The 15,773-nt window shown below is 57.1% G+C and carries 20 protein-coding genes; 8 read left to right on the top strand and 12 right to left on the bottom strand.

The features are described 5' to 3' along the window. Positions 1-50: 50 nt before the first annotated feature. Complete coding sequence (locus ILT42_RS13785; RefSeq protein WP_204216185.1) at positions 51-590, bottom strand: hypothetical protein; 540 nt, start codon at positions 588-590, stop codon at positions 51-53. A 251-nt stretch (positions 591-841) separates the two neighbouring features. On the opposite strand from ILT42_RS13785, the gene ILT42_RS13780 reads away from it, so the two are divergent. The 3 genes from ILT42_RS13780 (at position 842) to ILT42_RS13770 (ending at position 2,064) form a co-directional block, all read left to right on the top strand. After that, entirely contained in the window at positions 842-1,186 is a 345-nt protein-coding gene (locus tag ILT42_RS13780) for a hypothetical protein (protein ID WP_204216184.1), read from the top strand. Between the two features lie 31 nt (positions 1,187-1,217). Next, positions 1,218-1,490, top strand: coding sequence for a hypothetical protein (locus ILT42_RS13775; RefSeq protein ID WP_204216183.1), 273 nt, complete (start codon positions 1,218-1,220; stop codon positions 1,488-1,490). 337 nt (positions 1,491-1,827) lie between these two features. Then, positions 1,828-2,064 (top strand): hypothetical protein, encoded by a 237-nt coding sequence (locus tag ILT42_RS13770; protein ID WP_204216182.1) that lies wholly within the window; start codon positions 1,828-1,830, stop codon positions 2,062-2,064. Positions 2,065-2,144: 80 nt separating this feature from the next. Here the strand turns inward: ILT42_RS13770 and ILT42_RS13765 are convergent, their stop codons facing one another. Beyond that, complete coding sequence (locus tag ILT42_RS13765; protein WP_204216181.1) at positions 2,145-2,360, bottom strand: DUF2934 domain-containing protein; 216 nt, start codon at positions 2,358-2,360, stop codon at positions 2,145-2,147. A 308-nt stretch (positions 2,361-2,668) separates the two neighbouring features. On the opposite strand from ILT42_RS13765, the gene ILT42_RS13760 reads away from it, so the two are divergent. Beyond that, positions 2,669-3,403, top strand: coding sequence for a PRC-barrel domain-containing protein (locus ILT42_RS13760; RefSeq protein ID WP_204216180.1), 735 nt, complete (start codon positions 2,669-2,671; stop codon positions 3,401-3,403). Positions 3,404-3,463: 60 nt separating this feature from the next. Here the strand turns inward: ILT42_RS13760 and ILT42_RS13755 are convergent, their stop codons facing one another. The 7 genes from ILT42_RS13755 to ILT42_RS13725 all read right to left on the bottom strand — a co-directional run bounded on the left by ILT42_RS13755 (position 3,464) and on the right by ILT42_RS13725 (position 8,643). Then, a complete protein-coding gene (locus ILT42_RS13755; protein WP_324617738.1) occupies positions 3,464-3,811 on the bottom strand; it encodes a response regulator in 348 nt (115 codons plus the stop codon). Between the two features lie 152 nt (positions 3,812-3,963). Next, positions 3,964-5,025 (bottom strand): sensor histidine kinase, encoded by a 1,062-nt coding sequence (locus tag ILT42_RS13750; protein ID WP_204216178.1) that lies wholly within the window; start codon positions 5,023-5,025, stop codon positions 3,964-3,966. A 496-nt stretch (positions 5,026-5,521) separates the two neighbouring features. Beyond that, the gene (locus tag ILT42_RS13745; RefSeq protein WP_204216177.1) at positions 5,522-6,151 is read right to left on the bottom strand and encodes a Crp/Fnr family transcriptional regulator; all 630 of its coding nucleotides are present in this window, start codon (positions 6,149-6,151) and stop codon (positions 5,522-5,524) included. Between the two features lie 1,228 nt (positions 6,152-7,379). After that, positions 7,380-7,634 (bottom strand): hypothetical protein, encoded by a 255-nt coding sequence (locus tag ILT42_RS13740; RefSeq protein WP_204216176.1) that lies wholly within the window; start codon positions 7,632-7,634, stop codon positions 7,380-7,382. 57 nt (positions 7,635-7,691) lie between these two features. Further along, entirely contained in the window at positions 7,692-8,129 is a 438-nt protein-coding gene (locus ILT42_RS13735) for a hypothetical protein (protein WP_204216175.1), read from the bottom strand. Next, entirely contained in the window at positions 8,126-8,383 is a 258-nt protein-coding gene (locus tag ILT42_RS13730; RefSeq protein ID WP_204216174.1) for a hypothetical protein, read from the bottom strand. The genes ILT42_RS13735 and ILT42_RS13730 overlap by 4 nt, the downstream gene beginning before the upstream one ends. A 41-nt stretch (positions 8,384-8,424) precedes the next feature. Continuing rightward, positions 8,425-8,643 (bottom strand): hypothetical protein, encoded by a 219-nt coding sequence (locus ILT42_RS13725; protein WP_204216173.1) that lies wholly within the window; start codon positions 8,641-8,643, stop codon positions 8,425-8,427. Positions 8,644-9,909: 1,266 nt separating this feature from the next. Between ILT42_RS13725 and ILT42_RS13720 the strand changes: the two genes are divergently transcribed. Further along, positions 9,910-10,275 (top strand): response regulator, encoded by a 366-nt coding sequence (locus ILT42_RS13720; protein WP_204216172.1) that lies wholly within the window; start codon positions 9,910-9,912, stop codon positions 10,273-10,275. 5 nt (positions 10,276-10,280) lie between these two features. Here the strand turns inward: ILT42_RS13720 and ILT42_RS13715 are convergent, their stop codons facing one another. From ILT42_RS13715 to ILT42_RS13705, 3 genes are all read right to left on the bottom strand, one after another. Continuing rightward, positions 10,281-10,490, bottom strand: coding sequence for a hypothetical protein (locus tag ILT42_RS13715; RefSeq protein ID WP_204216171.1), 210 nt, complete (start codon positions 10,488-10,490; stop codon positions 10,281-10,283). A 124-nt stretch (positions 10,491-10,614) separates the two neighbouring features. Continuing rightward, complete coding sequence (locus tag ILT42_RS13710) at positions 10,615-11,280, bottom strand: sigma-70 family RNA polymerase sigma factor (protein WP_204216170.1); 666 nt, start codon at positions 11,278-11,280, stop codon at positions 10,615-10,617. 58 nt (positions 11,281-11,338) lie between these two features. After that, entirely contained in the window at positions 11,339-12,367 is a 1,029-nt protein-coding gene (locus ILT42_RS13705; protein WP_204216169.1) for an alpha/beta fold hydrolase, read from the bottom strand. A gap of 742 nt (positions 12,368-13,109) precedes the next feature. Between ILT42_RS13705 and ILT42_RS13700 the strand changes: the two genes are divergently transcribed. From ILT42_RS13700 to ILT42_RS13690, 3 genes are read left to right on the top strand one after another with little or no spacing between them, the layout of a single operon-like run. Further along, a complete protein-coding gene (locus ILT42_RS13700) occupies positions 13,110-13,682 on the top strand; it encodes a DUF3489 domain-containing protein (RefSeq protein ID WP_204216168.1) in 573 nt (190 codons plus the stop codon). Between the two features lie 8 nt (positions 13,683-13,690). Continuing rightward, positions 13,691-14,215 carry a DUF2924 domain-containing protein gene (locus ILT42_RS13695; protein ID WP_204216167.1) on the top strand — a complete coding sequence of 175 codons (525 nt, stop codon included), beginning with the start codon at positions 13,691-13,693 and terminating at the stop codon, positions 14,213-14,215. Next, a complete protein-coding gene (locus ILT42_RS13690) occupies positions 14,212-15,768 on the top strand; it encodes a recombinase family protein (RefSeq protein ID WP_204216166.1) in 1,557 nt (518 codons plus the stop codon). The genes ILT42_RS13695 and ILT42_RS13690 overlap by 4 nt, the downstream gene beginning before the upstream one ends. Positions 15,769-15,773: the final 5 nt, after the last annotated feature.

Raw genomic sequence — 15,773 nt, 5'->3', positions numbered from 1 at the left:
GCTTGGTGCAGGTTCTTGGCCGTCCCGAATGGCGAACCGGAAGTGTGGGCTCAACGGCCCCGGGCGCGGGCACCCAAATCCTCGCGGAGTTCGTGCTCATATACGATACGGTCATACGACTGATCGGCGCTTCTGATCGCGTATTGCGGCTCACGATGTGGATCATCGAGCCTGACAATCTCATAGCCGCCCTTCCAGATCTCGGGCTGACCATCCTCCGCGTAGGAGACTGCCTGTCCCACGGCAAAACGGTGGCGGCCTGAGGGCCGCGCTGTTGGGCCCACTTCCGGCTGCGCCGCCATCATGAAAGGCGCTGGGCGCGCCTCTTTGCCAGTGGGTTTCCTTGGAACAGGGAGGGGTGAGTTGGTGGCAAGTTGTGCGATCACTGCCGGGACTGCCCAGTCGAGCAGCGTACGGCCACCCTCGTCCATCACACGCAGAGCATCGGTCCGGGTTGGCCAGTGTCTCATCCCGGTAGGGCTCCTTGCGAGCGCCAAGGCCGCAGTACTGTCGATCACGGCGATGGGCAGTGTCTGGATGACCTCGAGGACACCGCGTCGATACCTCTTGAACTGGACCAGGAATTTCATGGCAGCCTCCTTGATACGGGCTTCGCAAATGAGAGCCTAAGGCTCTGGTCAAAACGCCCCGGGCTACTTGTAATATTATGCATCGCCCTCACATGGGGAATTGTCTGTAGCCGTCCATAAGATATAGGTCGTATGTAAAAAGTAAACAGAGCCCTTAGATGATAATAAATCTAGGGCATTATATTTATATGTGCTAAGTTCTTATTTACGGAAGAGACACTTTTTTCTTCGCTTTCCAAAGGATAATTACCATGAAAACCCGAGAATGGCTGACACCAGGTCTATACGGCGTGGCCTGCGGGGCAATTGCCGTGACGGTGATTGGCTTCAACTGGGGCGGGTGGGTGACAGGCGGCACAGCTCAGCCGATGGCCACGGACCAGTCGCGAACCGAAGTGGTCACGGCGCTGACCTCGATCTGCCTCGATCAGTCCAAGCGGGATCCGCAGCTGGCCGAGCGGATTGTACTTTTGAAAGCGGCCTCATCCTACGAGCGGGGAGATCTCGTGTTGAAGAATGGCTGGGCGACCATGCCCGGAACGACCGAAGGCAATCGCCTTGTCGCCATTGCGTGCGCTGACAAGGTTGGGGTCTAGGCCCAACCCTAGTGAGACAAGGGGAACGGCCATGAACCTGCGCACCACATCGAAGATGATCACGTTTGCACGGCCGTTCTTTCTGGCTGGACTGGAGGAGAGCCAACCATCCGGAACCTACACGATCCAGACTGACGAGGAGCCTATCGAGGGTTTGTCGTTCTTGGCCTACCGCCGTGTTGCCACCGTGATCTTTCTACCCCTCGGTCAGGGTGGAACAGGGTCCTTCCAAGCAATCTCGGTCACTCCGGAAGCTCTCGACGCCGCACTAGCACGGGATGCTTCGGGATCCCACGATGCTTGATTGGACAACCAGCCTCATAGGAGGACCTTCGCACTTCCAAGGCTTGATCATGACAGTCGGCCGGCGCTGCGGAGTGCTCCCAGCAATCATGAGGCAGACGCAACGCTCCGCACGCGCAGCGTTTTACGTCAATGCGCCCATCTTACCAGAGCAAAGACGCCACTTACTGCGGGAGCAGCCTTCCCGTCGCACAGAGCAGTTCTGAAGCGCAGCCGATCCGTCCTTTACCGGCCGGCTGGAAACGCACGGGAACACGCTGTGTTTGCGAGATTTAGGTGTGAGACTGACGGCCCATATGGATTCATGCGCAGTGCAGGGGGCAAGCTTGGATGTAATCGTGACACCGACCAGCGAAAGCAGGGCATGGAATCTGACGGACCTGCTCGGTCGTCCGATGGGCCGGATTGAGGAAGCATCTGCACAGCAGTTCACCATTCACCCGGCCGGCCATGCCCTAGAGACCATGGCCGGCATTGAGCGTGGAGCCTTTGCATCCCTTGATGCCGCTTTAGCGGCCATCGAGAAGCACACCCGGGGCGTCTGCCGACGCAACCCGGGCGAGGATCAACAATGATCGATTGTCCAGCAGTGAAGATCGCGAAGGATACTCCAGACCGATCCGCCGAGCATGAGCTTCGATGGACTTACCGCCCTCTAGCCCGGCCCGTCAGAGCCGGAACCGCTCCTGGCTGTAGCAGCATTCGCGGTGACGCCTTTGCGGGTGTCGCGAATGCTCGCTTCACCCTTCAGCTCACGCTCGGCTTGATGCCAAAACGCCGCCTCATGTCCTTCAGAGCGGCCGTGGTGCTCCCAAAGCTCGTAGGCGCGCCGTCTGACCCGATCCCGTGTCTCATCGGCATGCTGTACCATATCACTGTCCTTACTGCGTTTCCTCCCAGAAGAATACGATTCACATGATGGCTTATCGATGGTTGTCTTAATGTATTAACGACAATTTACACCATGTTTATAGGTACGATTGCATGTTCATATGTGTATAATTGACTGTCACTGCTCAGACGAAGTCCTCGTCTCAATAAGCACGCGTTTTGTTTAAGCACATATCTTAGACATGCCATAGGTATGGGCGGCAACTTCCATCGTTCCAGGTTCGTATTGCAGGCGGCAGCGGACGGATTTTATCTGGCAACCTGCCTTTCCTACAGAACGGACCACCTATGAAACCGCCGGCAATTTTCCTTACGGTCGCTCTCCTCAGCGTGCTCGGTGTCACACCAGCCCTGGCCGACTGCCAGATCGGGGACGCCAAACTCGAAGAAGCCATCCTGCAAAAGCCCGAGCTTCGCGGGAAGGCGAATCGTCAGACGGTTCGTGACCTGCGCAACTTGCGCGACGCTGCGATCACGCTCTGGTCCTACGGGCGTCATGAGGATTGCGAGCGCCTCCTAGGCAACATCCGTGAACTCCTCGCCGGTCCCCCAATGAGCTCCCTGGGCGGCAACGACGAGGAGGATGCGGAGACGCAGATGAGCGCGCGCGAGCCAAAGGTCCAGCGCGGCGCAGTCCGGGGGCGCCGTGCTGACAAGGATGCCAAGCCGCTGATCAACATTGAGGAGCTTGCCCCGGGCCTGAGAGCGGACCAGATCATCGGCGCCGAGGTGCGCAGCGCCGATGACAAGATCGTAGGTGAAGTCCGGAATATCGTGTTTGGCACCAAAGACCGCCGTGATTACGCGATTGTGGCATCAGGCGGGTTCTTCACCCCTGGCAAGGACAGCATCGTCGTGCCGATCCGCTCCCTCAAGGTCTCACAGGAACGCGATAGCTTCTTTCTTCCCATGGCTGAGGCGACGGTCAAGACCGTCCCACACATGCCGGATCAGGATTTCAAGTGGCTGTCGGATGACGCATGGCGCACCCGGAACGATTCACTCTTTGCTGATCGCCCGTAACCGAGCACAACCTATGCCGTGCTCCGGTGCTACAAGCGAGCGCCCGTAGCACTCTCAACCCTAGCTGAGCAATGCTCGGATGAACTCAAGCAGTCTTTCAGGGCGAACAGGCTTTTCGACGAAATAGGCGCCCTCTGGCAACTTACTGGTTGCGGGGGCAACGTGCTCTGATGCAATTACAACCCCAATATCCTGTCGATCATTCCGCACTCTGCGGGCGAGCTCGAATCCATTGATGCTCCCGCGTGGCATTTCCACGTCCGTGACGACCACCCGGACGTCGGGAACTGCCGCAAGAATATGCAGCGCCTCGTCCGCGTGGGCCGCCTCCATGACCTTGAAGCCAACGTCATCCAACACACTCAACAGCATCATGCGGACGAGAGCTTCGTCCTCGACGACGAGAATGAGCGCGAATGTCAGATTTGTTCTCGAGCATGTTGAATGGAATGGGGATTAATCCCCTTCGTTCCTAAGGCCACAATGACATTCGGTTCTTGCGAACCGCGGTTTCAATCGGCGTCACCATCCATTGCGCTGTCTGGACTTTGTTCTGCCGCCTAATGGGCCGCCTCTGGGAACGAGATCGTGACCGTCAATCCGCCTTCGCTCCGAATATCGAACTCACCCCTGATCTGCTGAACGAGAGACCGAACAAGGCCATAGCCGAGCGATCCTTCCCGCAGAGTCGACATCCCAATCCCATCGTCCTGAACGGCCAGTTCGATCCATCCCGGCTGGCTGCGGCGCGCCTGAACAAGGATCGTCCCTGAGCGGGGAGCGGGAAAAGCGTACTTGACAGCATTGGTAAGCAGTTCCGTCAGCACAATGCCAAGCGGAACCGCCGTGTCGGCATTCACCAGGATTGCATCCTCCATCTTTACCGCAAGACGGATGCGGTCATCGTTTTCCGTGATCGGCCTCAGGGCCTGGCACAGGTCCGCCACGTACACGGACACGTCGACACGTTGAGCCTTCTCTGACCTGCTGAGGAGGTCGTGCACCCGCGCCATGGCGTTGAGACGGTCCTGGGCCTCCTCGAAAAGAGCCCTGACGGCCGGGTCCGGCTGCCGTCGTCCCTGGATCGCGAAGAGGGAGGCCGCAATGGCAAGGCTGTTCTTGGCGCGGTGGTTGACCTCGACCAGCAGCAGCTCCCGCTCCGTGACTAGAACTGACAGTCTGGCGTTGATAGCTTCCAACTCTTGGGTCCTGGCCGCCACGCGGGCCTCCAGCTCAGAAGCAAGGGTCCGAAGGTCTTCTTCGGCGTCGTAGCGTCGGGTGATGTCGAGATAGGAGAGGAAATGATTGGTGACGATGCCTTGGCCGTCGTCCACTGGACTGGCGAACAGCATAGCTCGAAACGGGCTACCGTCCTTGCGGTACTGGAGGATCTCCAGGGTCTCGTCCCGCCCCGCCAGGATCGCAGCCTCATAGCGCCGGATGGCCTCAGGGTCAGTGCTTTCGCCGTTCATAAAGTGCGGATCCTGCCCAAGCAGCTCGCCTATGCTATAGCCCGACAGGTCAACGAAGGATTGGTTGGCAAAAACAATCGGGTTGCCTGGCAGGGTGGCGTCGGTCACGAGCATCGGCATACGGGTTCGTCGAACCGCCTCGACGAACATCCCGCCTTGCTGCCGAACCGCTTCGATGTGACGCTCAGACACGGTTCGTTCAGGGGTGTCCGACTTGTTCTCCTCAAACTCGTTCATGGCCTATCCGGTATGATTTGGGTGCGATGAGGGAAGTTGAAGTGTTCGGCAGGGTTCCGGCTCATCTCGCTTGCGCGCCTTTCGGTCGGCATAGCGAGCATCCCGGGCTGCCAGTCCTATATTTGCCTGAGGTTATGGGGCGCCTTGAGTGTGGTGAAGCCTGCCTGAGGGAAGGTGCTGCTGGACACCCTCACGCTGGCGATCACCTTATCCGGACAACCTGCCTCGTTTCAGGATCGATGGGCGACCCGCTCACCGATCCAATCCTGGGCGAGATCTAGATTGGAGAAGGTCGGGTGATTTCACTCCGTCGATGCAGCCAAAGCCTGCTTCCAGATACCACTGCCCTGGAGCCACCTCGTTGTCTTCCGAGAGGCGAACCAGCTCTGCCACCAGCCGCTGCTCCCCGTCAAGTACCATCATGCCTTCCCCGTCGAAGCCTGTCGCAACGCGTATAGGTTGAAAGGTGAAGCTCATGCAGCGGCCTGATGCTCTCCAGATGCAGGTAAGTCGGGTCGAACTCGCCCACTTGCTTCAACTTCTCCCAGTCGGGAATGCTCAGCCGCTCGCCACTCAGCTTGATCAGGCCGTCGGCCCGCATCTGCTGGACACCCCGGTTGACGTGAACCGGCGTGATGCCGAGCGCATCGGCGAACTCGCCCTGGGCGATCGGCAGGTCGCACGAGTAGTCCTTGGCCAAACCAACGGCCCTCAGGCGCACAAGCAGCTCGCACACGCGGTGGGTCATCCGATTGTAGGCCTCGCGGCATCCGACATTGGCCACCCTTTCCCGGCAGATCGCCCCCTCGAAAAGGGTCTCACGCCAGAAGGCGGCGGCGATACGCGGGTAGCGGGTGCAGAGGTCGTACAGGACCTCGTGGGTAACGAATCCCAGCCGGCCGGTGGTGATGGTGCCGATGCTGATGTCCAGAACCTTTAAGTGCAGGCTTTGCGGATCGGGAATGTGGCGAGGGATGCCGAAGGAAATTGATGGACATCGCTTCGAGTGGCTGAAGGTCCAAGGTTGCAGCCCGTGCATCACCCTCGATCCAGTAAGGTGGCTGAGTAACGTCAGGTGGAGCTCCATCAATGGGAATATACGGCAATTCGCACATGATAATGATGGCCAGCCCCCATGCGGTGGTCCGGGATCAGTGTTACTGCATGATTGACTTGAGGGTTCGCCGAGAACCGAGCATCTCTTGCCCGAAGTAAGGGAAAACCAGACTTCTGAACGGGAGTTAATCGTGTCTTTGATTACTCGGCATTTGGGCCCTTCCACCTTTACACGGTGCATTTGCAGCTTTGCGAGGTAGAGGCGGAAGAACCTGTCTCGACTAGAACACAATCTAGGCCGAGAATGACTCCGTTGGATGCCCCTTAGTCAGCATCCGATCTTTCCGGCGTGATCCTGCGCCCCAAAGCGCTCTTGGCTTTGGAGGTCGTCATGGCAACGAAACTCACGCACCCCATTACATTCTATGACAGCTTTACCACCAAACTTTTGTGGTGGCGAAATGGCCCAGTCAACTGGGTGGCGATCACCTTTAGTCTCGGCTTCTGCCTCTGGGCCATCAGTTGGGGCCTAATCTAGCAGCATACCATTTTTGCAATGTCAGCTTTGGAGATAGTTATGCCGACCCCTATGCCGCCACCGAAGAATAGCAGACCGCAGGCTGCCTTAGATCTTGATCGCACCGTTGGGCGTTCTTTGAACTGGCTTGCCGTCGTTGTTGGAATTGGGCTTTGCTTCTGGGCCATCAATTTTGGTTTGGGGACGCCTTATATCAATAGTCCAAGTGCTATTGAAGCTGTGCCCCATGAGTAGCCAGTGAGGCCTCATGGAACATCGCCGACCAATCGACAAGCGAGGTGGCAGCTTTGGCGTTGGGGCCTTACTAGGGTTCCGGTAGGCGTCGCAGTCTTATTGGTGTTCTGGACTGTCACCACTTGGCTGAGTTGATTAGCAACTGCATCAGCTCAAACAGTCCATGAAGCAGGGTTGACTTGCTGTTTTACCCCAACGGGGTTTTGATCAGCCGCGTTAGCTTCCTGGACGCCACCTAAAGACCTCGTCTCCACCTTGGTCGAGTATCCTCAAACCATCCGGCTTCTGCGGCATACTTAACGTCTCAAAGAGCGACAGCGCTCTCATCTTTGCATCGTTCAGGCTTGTGGTATCGTGTTCAATGCGGTCCAGAATAGCGCGGGCATCGTCAATCTCCCTAATCCGAAAAAATTCCACGATAAACATCCTCAGCCCCCTTCTATCGTATGAACCGGTATGCTTTCCAGGCGGCGTCCCCCTCGTCGGTAATCTGATATCGCACTTCTTCAAGCCCATTGGCGGAGAGGTAAGAAACACCCACCAGATATCCCGCTTGTGACAACGCGAGAGTGTGGGTTTTGCCGCACCCTCGCGGAAACACGCTTTCTCCCGCTACAAGCTCGCTACCGCGTTCCGCGAGCACCCCGAGATAATACATAGCCCGATGATCGAGTTTCGTGTCGTTATCATCCATATGCAATCCCGCCCTATATCGCCTGAGAGCTGTGACGTTTGCTAAATGAGAACTGGACTATTGGCTCGGCGCCTCTGTTGGACGGAGGTTAGCCTGATCCACTCTGTTGCACGCAAGTACGGCAAGTAAGACTGCTAGGATGGCCTCATCAGCTGCCGCTGCCGCTAGCTCGAAAGCGGCAGAAGCATATGTCTCGGCCTCACGGGCTTCGGATTCGAGCCGATAGAATTCAGTTTTTTCGTCCTGTGGAACCCGAGCGGCATGCAAAGGAGATTTCCTTTGTGTCACCCATGTCTTTGCCCTGGCATTCGCTGCCTCGACAGCTACACGATGGTCATAGATGCGTTGCTCAACACGGTCGAGCTGGCCCTCAAGAGCAGCCTGCGAACGTTCAAAGGTGGCTACGCCATTGGACTTGAGCGCTCCAAGACGCCGATCTAAGCCATGAAGCTTAATGCGAAGCTCATCGCACAGACGGCTAATTCGCTCACTCATGCGTCAGCTCTGTCAACATTCGATGCTAAAGCTGAAAGCTCAATCTGAACAGTACTCTTTTCCGCTTGCCATTCATCGGTGAACTGGCTCACGATCCCAGTACTGAAGACCTTGGCACCTGGCCCCGCCGTCTGCGCCTGCGATACGGCCGCGTTAATCGCCAGGATCCGCGACCCGTATTCTCCTTGGTGTTTGCCGTTGACCCGAATGCGCCAAGCGCCGTGATGTCGGACAACGTAAAATTCCATCGACATAGCTTAAACCTCCCATAGCAAGCTGTAATCTGGCGTCCATCTCAAAACTGTTTGTTGATCATCCACTCTTCGACATCAGCTTTGGCAGTCTCGTAAGGCAGGTTGTAACGGACCTCTACGAGAGCAATCAGTTGCTCTGCGTTCTCGACTTGCGACAGGTCCAAGGTTGTCAAATAACTCCAGTGGCGTTTCGCGCTGGCGCGATAGCCTGTCTTGCGATCGACAGTTTCGATGCTTTCACCGCCTTTAAAGCCAAACATCATAGTCTCCATTAGTTGGAGCTGGTCCCACGGAACAGCGACCGCTCGAAGCTTCTGATTACGGGTCTATAGCCCGACATCGTTTGCTGGTCTTCGCGACTTTCGTGGCTCTGTTCGCACCTCTCACACCTCGAGCAGCATTGATGTACTCAACCTGGCTTGCACTAATGGAACTTCCTAAACGGACTCTCCCCGTCCAGCGGCAAATTCCATCTCTTACAAATCAGCTTCGTTCACTCACTACGGCGGACTACTATTCATGTCATAATAATATGGGATTATTATTTGATTTTACATCGTCATTCAAAATAAAATTAAAATAAAAGCGATTTCGATATCTAAGTCATATTTAAAAGCGCATACTCAGAAGCTATCATCGAAATCGAACGGAGAGCCATTCATTACGGTTATTGGTGTAATATAGTTATGGAGACGTATGATGTAAGGACAAGCACTCATCTCAGCTTTGCTCATCGCCGGATGCCTACTCTTGTACAAAGCAGGTACGAGGCAAAAAGCTCTCAAGCGATCCAGAGTGTTACGATAACAATAACGATAAATCCAAGGAATACTGCTCAACCTAGATGACGATATGCCTAAAGCAAATCTTGTCATCAATATAAGCTCTGTCTCGATTGACCTATACATCATCTTCGTTTGAACTAATATGGTGACAGATGAACGTCATCACGGCTTCTATCACCACACTCGAGAAACTTGTGCCATGGTACTGCCTCTCTTGGGCATGTCGCTTAAGTTCCTCTCGCAACACGGATCAGTTTAAACTCTTGCGGGTCCGCTCGACAGCTTCTTGCTTGAGTTCAACGCCTAGCTTGGCAGTGGGCATCCGTGCTTCTGCTCAGGAAGGTAGAGTCTTAGGGTCGAGGAGGTTTCGAAGCAGGTTAGGTTAGCAACGGGCCCGGCCCCAAAGACGTTCTGTTTGTTTTCGGTTTTTGTCACATCACAGGCAATGTTGCGTATCAAGCTCAATGGGAGCCTCGAGCGGATCTACCCCGAGCGGGGCTTTTCTTCTTCGCACTGAGCTTGGTCCACTGCCAAGTGTCGACGGTTGGGACGGCGGCTCCCGCGGATCGTCCCAAAGCTAATGACCTCCCCCGATCCGGCCGCACCTCGAGAATGATCTAGGCGTCATTTGCAGCATCGCGGCAATGCCCAAGGGCTGTTCCGGTATCACCCCTTTACAATCCCATTGGCCAATTGCCGTAAACGCTTCTGTCTCTATCTCCAGACTCTTCGGGGATGGTGATGCGTATTCTCTTGGTTGATGACGATGATGCCGTGCGGTTCATGGTGGGCGAGGCCCTCATCGACAGCGGGTTCGATGTTGTCCGGGCCGCCAGTGGCAAGGAGGCCCTCCTCGTCTTGGCCTTAACTCTGACTTCTGCGCCTCCCATCGACGCCCTCGTGACGGACATCCGCATGCCCGAGATGAACGGCTGGGAGGTGGCCCGTCGAGTACGAGACATCCTTCCGGAACTGCCGGTAGTCTACATGACGGGGTATATAGAGGAGTTGGAGCCTGAAGTCTTGGGAGGTGTCCTTCTGCACAAGCCCTGCCGCGTCGGGGTGCTGATCGAGGCAATCCAGACAGTGACCAATTCGACAGTTTAGAAGGTTCAACTGTCGTTGGCGTCGATCTTGGCCTGGAGCTTGATGCGCTCGATCTCGTTGTGGACGGCAATGTTTTGGGCTGCCTTGGCCATCCCAACCTCCCCTTGGCGCTCCAGATCCTCGACTACCACCGATAGGGTTACGGTCCCACGAGTGCTGGTAAGGGCTTCCTGCTTTAGTTCATCGCACAGCTTGGCTCTCGCAGCTTTGTGCATCAGAAGCTCCTCTCCAGAGGGTAGACCCCGTAAGCAGAGGAGGTTTCACCAAATATGTTGGGGGTCTATGAGGGTGCTCACGCGAGCGATATATGATGGTTTGTGTCGAATTAGATGGACTGCGTCAGGAAAGAGTGGCTACGGGATTGTCGCTGCCCTGCCCGGTCAATTCCGTCAGGCGAGTCCGGCCGCGGTTGATACGGCTTTTGATCGTTCCAATTTTGACCCCGAGTGCTTCTGCTGCAGCCTCATAAGATAATCCGTCCACGGCTGTGAGGATAAGGGCTTCCCTCTGATCGGAAGGTAATCTCTGAAGCGCAAGCTGAAGCTCATGCAGCGCGACCGTGCCCTCTTGCTCGGGGATTGATACGAGAGTCGCAGCAAACACGCCGTCGGTGTCTTCGACTTCGCGCTTTGATTTTCGATGATAGGTATAATGACTGTTGCGTAGGATCGTGAACATCCAGGCTTGCAGATTAGTACCTGGCTCGAACGCGCCCCGGTTGCTGATCGCCCGAAGGACGGTTTCCTGAACAAGATCCTCAGCCCGATCGATGCTTTTGGTGAGTGATATCCCAAACGCTCTCAAGCTGGGCAGTGCATTCATGATACCATCAGTGAAGGCTTGGTCCACCGGCTCTTGATGAGCCCGGATGATCTGCGTCACCCGCTTGAGTAATTGACCCAGTTTGAGGGGAATAACCGTATCCGTTGGGTCGCCATAGGCTTCCCGTAAGTGTGCGCCAATGTGAGCCTGTATGGACAGACTAAGGGGCATCATCGATGTCATTATAATCGCTCGCCCGGACCAGTTGTGGTCTCTCACTACCTAGGCAAACCTAAGATGGTTACAAGGAGCGAGGCCCCGTTTGGCTCTTCTCCTGTAACTGGTCAACCACTTCTGAGATCATTTGGGGCGCGAAATGATGGATCATATGGCCGATCCCATCCAAGGCGATGAATGTGCTGTGTGGCACGTCCTTGTGCAAGCGCCACGACTGGCTCTCACAATCAACAATCCGATCGTCCGTCCCTGTCATGATGGTCACGGGCAAACGCAGATTTTGATAATGGCGAGACAAGTCCATGGCCGAGGGGATCATCATAGCCGTGTCCTCGGCTGAGGCGCGAAGCTGTGATGGACGCAGAGCGAGTGTGATCGGAAATTCTGTTTGAAACCTCTCCGGGACTGGATTTGGCACGAACACCTTCCGGACCAGCTTGGGCAAGATCGCCCGAGATATCAGGGGCGCGGCCGTGTGCCGAAAGACATCGCCGACAATTGGGATGGCCGGTGGCGAGAACATAAGAACGTCTAATCTTGGCGTTGGATAATAGTAGCCTGAGGCAAGAACGAGCCCGCGAACGAGGCTCGGAGCCTCCAGGGCGAGTGCAATGGCCACCAATGAACCCCATGAGTGTCCCAGGACCACTGCCTGCTTAATGCCAAGCTGCTTGAGGGCGCCTTGGAACAGGCGGGCATAGTCGCGCGCCGTCCAGAGCCGACCGGGGCGAGTGCTGTGACCAAAGCCTGGTCGATCAAACACTATAACGCGGTAACGTGATGCGAGGTCGTCAACGAGGCCGCTTGCAGTAAAGTCCTGGATCATCGAGCCATTGCCATGAATCAGGATGACCGGATTGCCTTCACCCTGCTCAAGGTAGTGTAGGCGCGTCTGCCCCACCTTCAAGAACTGACCGATGGGCGGGTGCTGATGCTCAGCGTTGATCGTCTGCCTTCGATTATAGAGGGCGGCTGCTCCCAATGCGGTCACGCCAACGACAGTACGTGGGAGCCATTGGTGCATCCCCGAACCAGCCCCCGCTCTCGTTTGGCTCGTTTTGCCAGGAATGAACTGCTGCTGTTCGTCACCCATGCGCCAACTCTCCATGCCTTGGAAGCGACAACGGTGGGTCAAGGCCGAAGTTGCTCTCTTTCGACAACAGGGTCGCTTCGTTCCCAGGATGCCTATCAAACTGGATTACCGGCTAACCCATGGTCCACAATGAAATGACCAGCCCTATCCATTACGTAAATTACTGAAAATAAATAAAAAACAAGAATTAAATGAAGCTAAATAGGACTTTGCTATATTCACAGGGTCGATGAACTATGCTCCCTGGGGCATGGCAGTCTGAGATAAATTTTGCGGTGTGAGAGCATTTAATGAAATGCGAGGAATGCAATCTCCATGGCTGACTGAGAGATCTGCAAGGCCTGCAATCACAGAGCTTTAGCTCTCTTTATGGTCAGTGCCTGCATCCGCCGCCAGTCACACCAAGACACTTCATCCACGTTTGCAAACGATCGTTTGCTCATCATTGCTTCCCTGTACGACGGCCGCTGGTGCTCATGGAGCCCTCCAGCTCGACGTGATCATGACAGGACAAAATGGCCTGCAACAACGCAAGATGATGGCTCAGACAGCGCTCGACTTCATCGGCCCAACGAGTGTTCATGGGTTATGGACTGACCGGCAGGAGCAAGCGAACGCAGCATCAACGGATAGAGAGCAGGTCACACGAAGCAGGTCATCCTGCTCCCCTCAAGCACTGAGCTGACGGGGAGCCTGAGGTCATGGCGGCGAACAGCCGTCACACCTACAAAGGATCTACGTCATGACCCTCACCGACACCCAACTCCTGCTGCTCTCCCACGCCGCTCAGAGATCTGACCTGCTTCTCTCCCCTCCTCCAGAACTTAAGCTCAAAGCAGCCCAGGCTGCCACGGCCAAGCTTCTTCGTTGTGGGTACGTCGACGAAGTAACGGTCGAGCGCGACCAGCCACACTGGCGTGAGGAGATCGACGGCCATCGCATCGGCTTTCAAGTCGCTCCCGCAGGTTTGCAGGCGATCGGGATCGAGACAGAGGATGACGCCCTCCACCCTGCTGTGGCAGAGCCACAAGTCGTTCCCCTTCAGGATGAAAGCTCGGCGCCTTCCCCAAAGCCCGGCACGAAGAAAGCCCTAATCCGCGCCATGCTGGAGCAGGAGGACGGCGCTTCCCTTCGAGAACTGGCGAGCGCCACCGGCTGGCTACCTCACACCACCCGAGCCTGCCTCACCCGACTGCGCCAAGCGGGGGTCTCCATCGTCCGAGAGCCGCAACCCGATGGGTTGAGCCTCTACCGGATCATTATAGCAACGGAAGGGGCGGCGGCCGTGGACGAGCCCGCAAGGGTGACGGCCTGAGGCCTGTCATGTCCCGCAACATGCTCAACCCAACACAGGAGGTGGCATCTGCCACCTCCGATCCTCTCTCCGCTGAGATCGGAGCCCTGACATCCCTCGACCTGCACGAACTGCGGGTGCGCTGGCGCAAGCTCTTTCGCACCCAAGCTCCGCCCCACCTCAGCCGCGCCCTTCTCCTGCGCATCATCGCCTACAAGATCCAGGCCAAGGCCCTCGGCGATCTCGACCGCGACACCGCCCGCTTCCTCGAGCGGCTCGGCCGACAGCAGGCCGCCGACAAGAAGAAACGGGCCATCCCGCCAGTCCCTCAACCCACATCGATCAAGCCCGGCACCCTGCTGGTGCGTGAGCACGATGGCATTGTGCATCAGGTGATCGTGCTCGAGAACGGCTTTGCCTGGAACAGCACCCCCTACAAGAGCCTGTCCGAGATCGCCCGCGCCATCACCGGCACCAACTGGAACGGACCCCGCTTCTTTGGCCTACGTGACAAAGCCAAAGCGGCCATAGGAGCAGTTGGAGGTCAGCCATGAGACGGGAGCCGCCCAAGATCCTGCGCTGTGCCATCTACACCCGTGTTTCCACCGATCATGGCCTCGAGCAGGAGTTCAACTCCCTCGACAACCAGCGTGAGGCAGCCGAGGCCTACATCAAGAGCCAAGCCCATGAGGGCTGGCGTGGTGGACCGACCCGCTACGACGACGGTGGCTTCTCCGGTGGTTCGCTCGACCGCCCTGCCCTGCAGCGCCTGCTCTCCGATGTGAGAGCCGGCCTGATCGACATCATCGTGGTCTACAAGGTCGATCGCCTCACCCGATCACTCGCCGACTTCGCCAAGCTGGTGGAGCTGTTCGATGCGCACGGGGTGTCGTTTGTATCGGTGACCCAGGCGTTCAACACCACCAACAGCATGGGGCGGCTGACCCTCAACGTGCTGCTCTCGTTTGCCCAGTTCGAGCGTGAAGTCACGGGTGAGCGCATTCGCGACAAGATTGCTGCTTCCAAGCGCAAGGGCTTGTGGATGGGAGGACATGTGCCCTTCGGCTATCGGGTGGAAAGCCGCAAGCTCGTGATCGATCCCGACGAGGCAAGCACCGTTCGCCTGATCTTCGAGCGCTACCTGGCGCTTGGATCACTGCCCGCACTTCAACAGGAAATGAGGGACAAGGGAGTTGTGACCCGGAAGCGAGGGCAGGCCGTGGGTGGGATTGCCTTCACCAATGGACCGCTGGCGCATCTCCTGCGCAACCGGATATATCTCGGCGAGATCAACCACAAGGGGCACAGCCACAAAGGTGAGCACGAGGCGATCATTCCTGATGAGCTGTTTGAGGCCGTGCAGAATCGTCTGAGCCGGAACCATCACGATAAACGCCTGCGGATCGAATCAGGCGCGTTGCTGTTGGGTCGGCTGGCGGATGATCGCGGTCACCCGATGACACCGAGCCACACGCAGAAAGGAGCCCGGCGCTATCGTTACTATGTCTCGAGTGTGCTGGCGCAGGGCCGCAAGGATGAGGCTGGTTCAGTAGCGCGGGTATCGGCGCCCGAGATCGAGGCAGCGGTCGTGTCTGGCCTGAAGAGGGCACTCGGGGACAGCTTTGTGGGAGAAGCTCTCAGAGATCAGGACCTGGTGGAGCGCCATCTGATTCAAGTGATTATCGGCCAGGGCGGGCTCGAGATCGCTTATTGCTTGAGCGAGGGCGGACCGTTGCAACGCCAGACCCTCGCTTGGTCATCGCGCCCGATGACCCGGCGCCGGGAGGTCATTGCCCCGACGGACAAACCCGACATCGTGCTGCGGCCGATCCGGTCCGAGGCCCGTGCAAAACTGCTGGAGAGCATCGTCAAAGCCCGGGCGTGGCTCGATGAGCTGATCTCGACGCCTGACACGACCACGGACACCATCGCCGAGCGCGAAGGCTGTAGCGAGCGCTTCGTGCGACAGACCCTCAACCTCGCCTTCCTGAGCCCTGCCCTGGTCAAGGCGGCCGTCGACGGCACCCTGCCGCGGGGCTGCGGCGTGTCCAAGCTGGCTGATCCGCCCCTCGACTGGCGCGAGCAGACCAAGCTCATGCTCGCCTAGAGCGG

It is taken from the genome of Microvirga pudoricolor, assembly GCF_016892705.1.
In the GTDB taxonomy this organism is placed as follows: Bacteria; Pseudomonadota; Alphaproteobacteria; order Rhizobiales; family Beijerinckiaceae; genus Microvirga; species Microvirga pudoricolor.
This window is presented reverse-complemented; position numbering and strand designations above follow the sequence as displayed.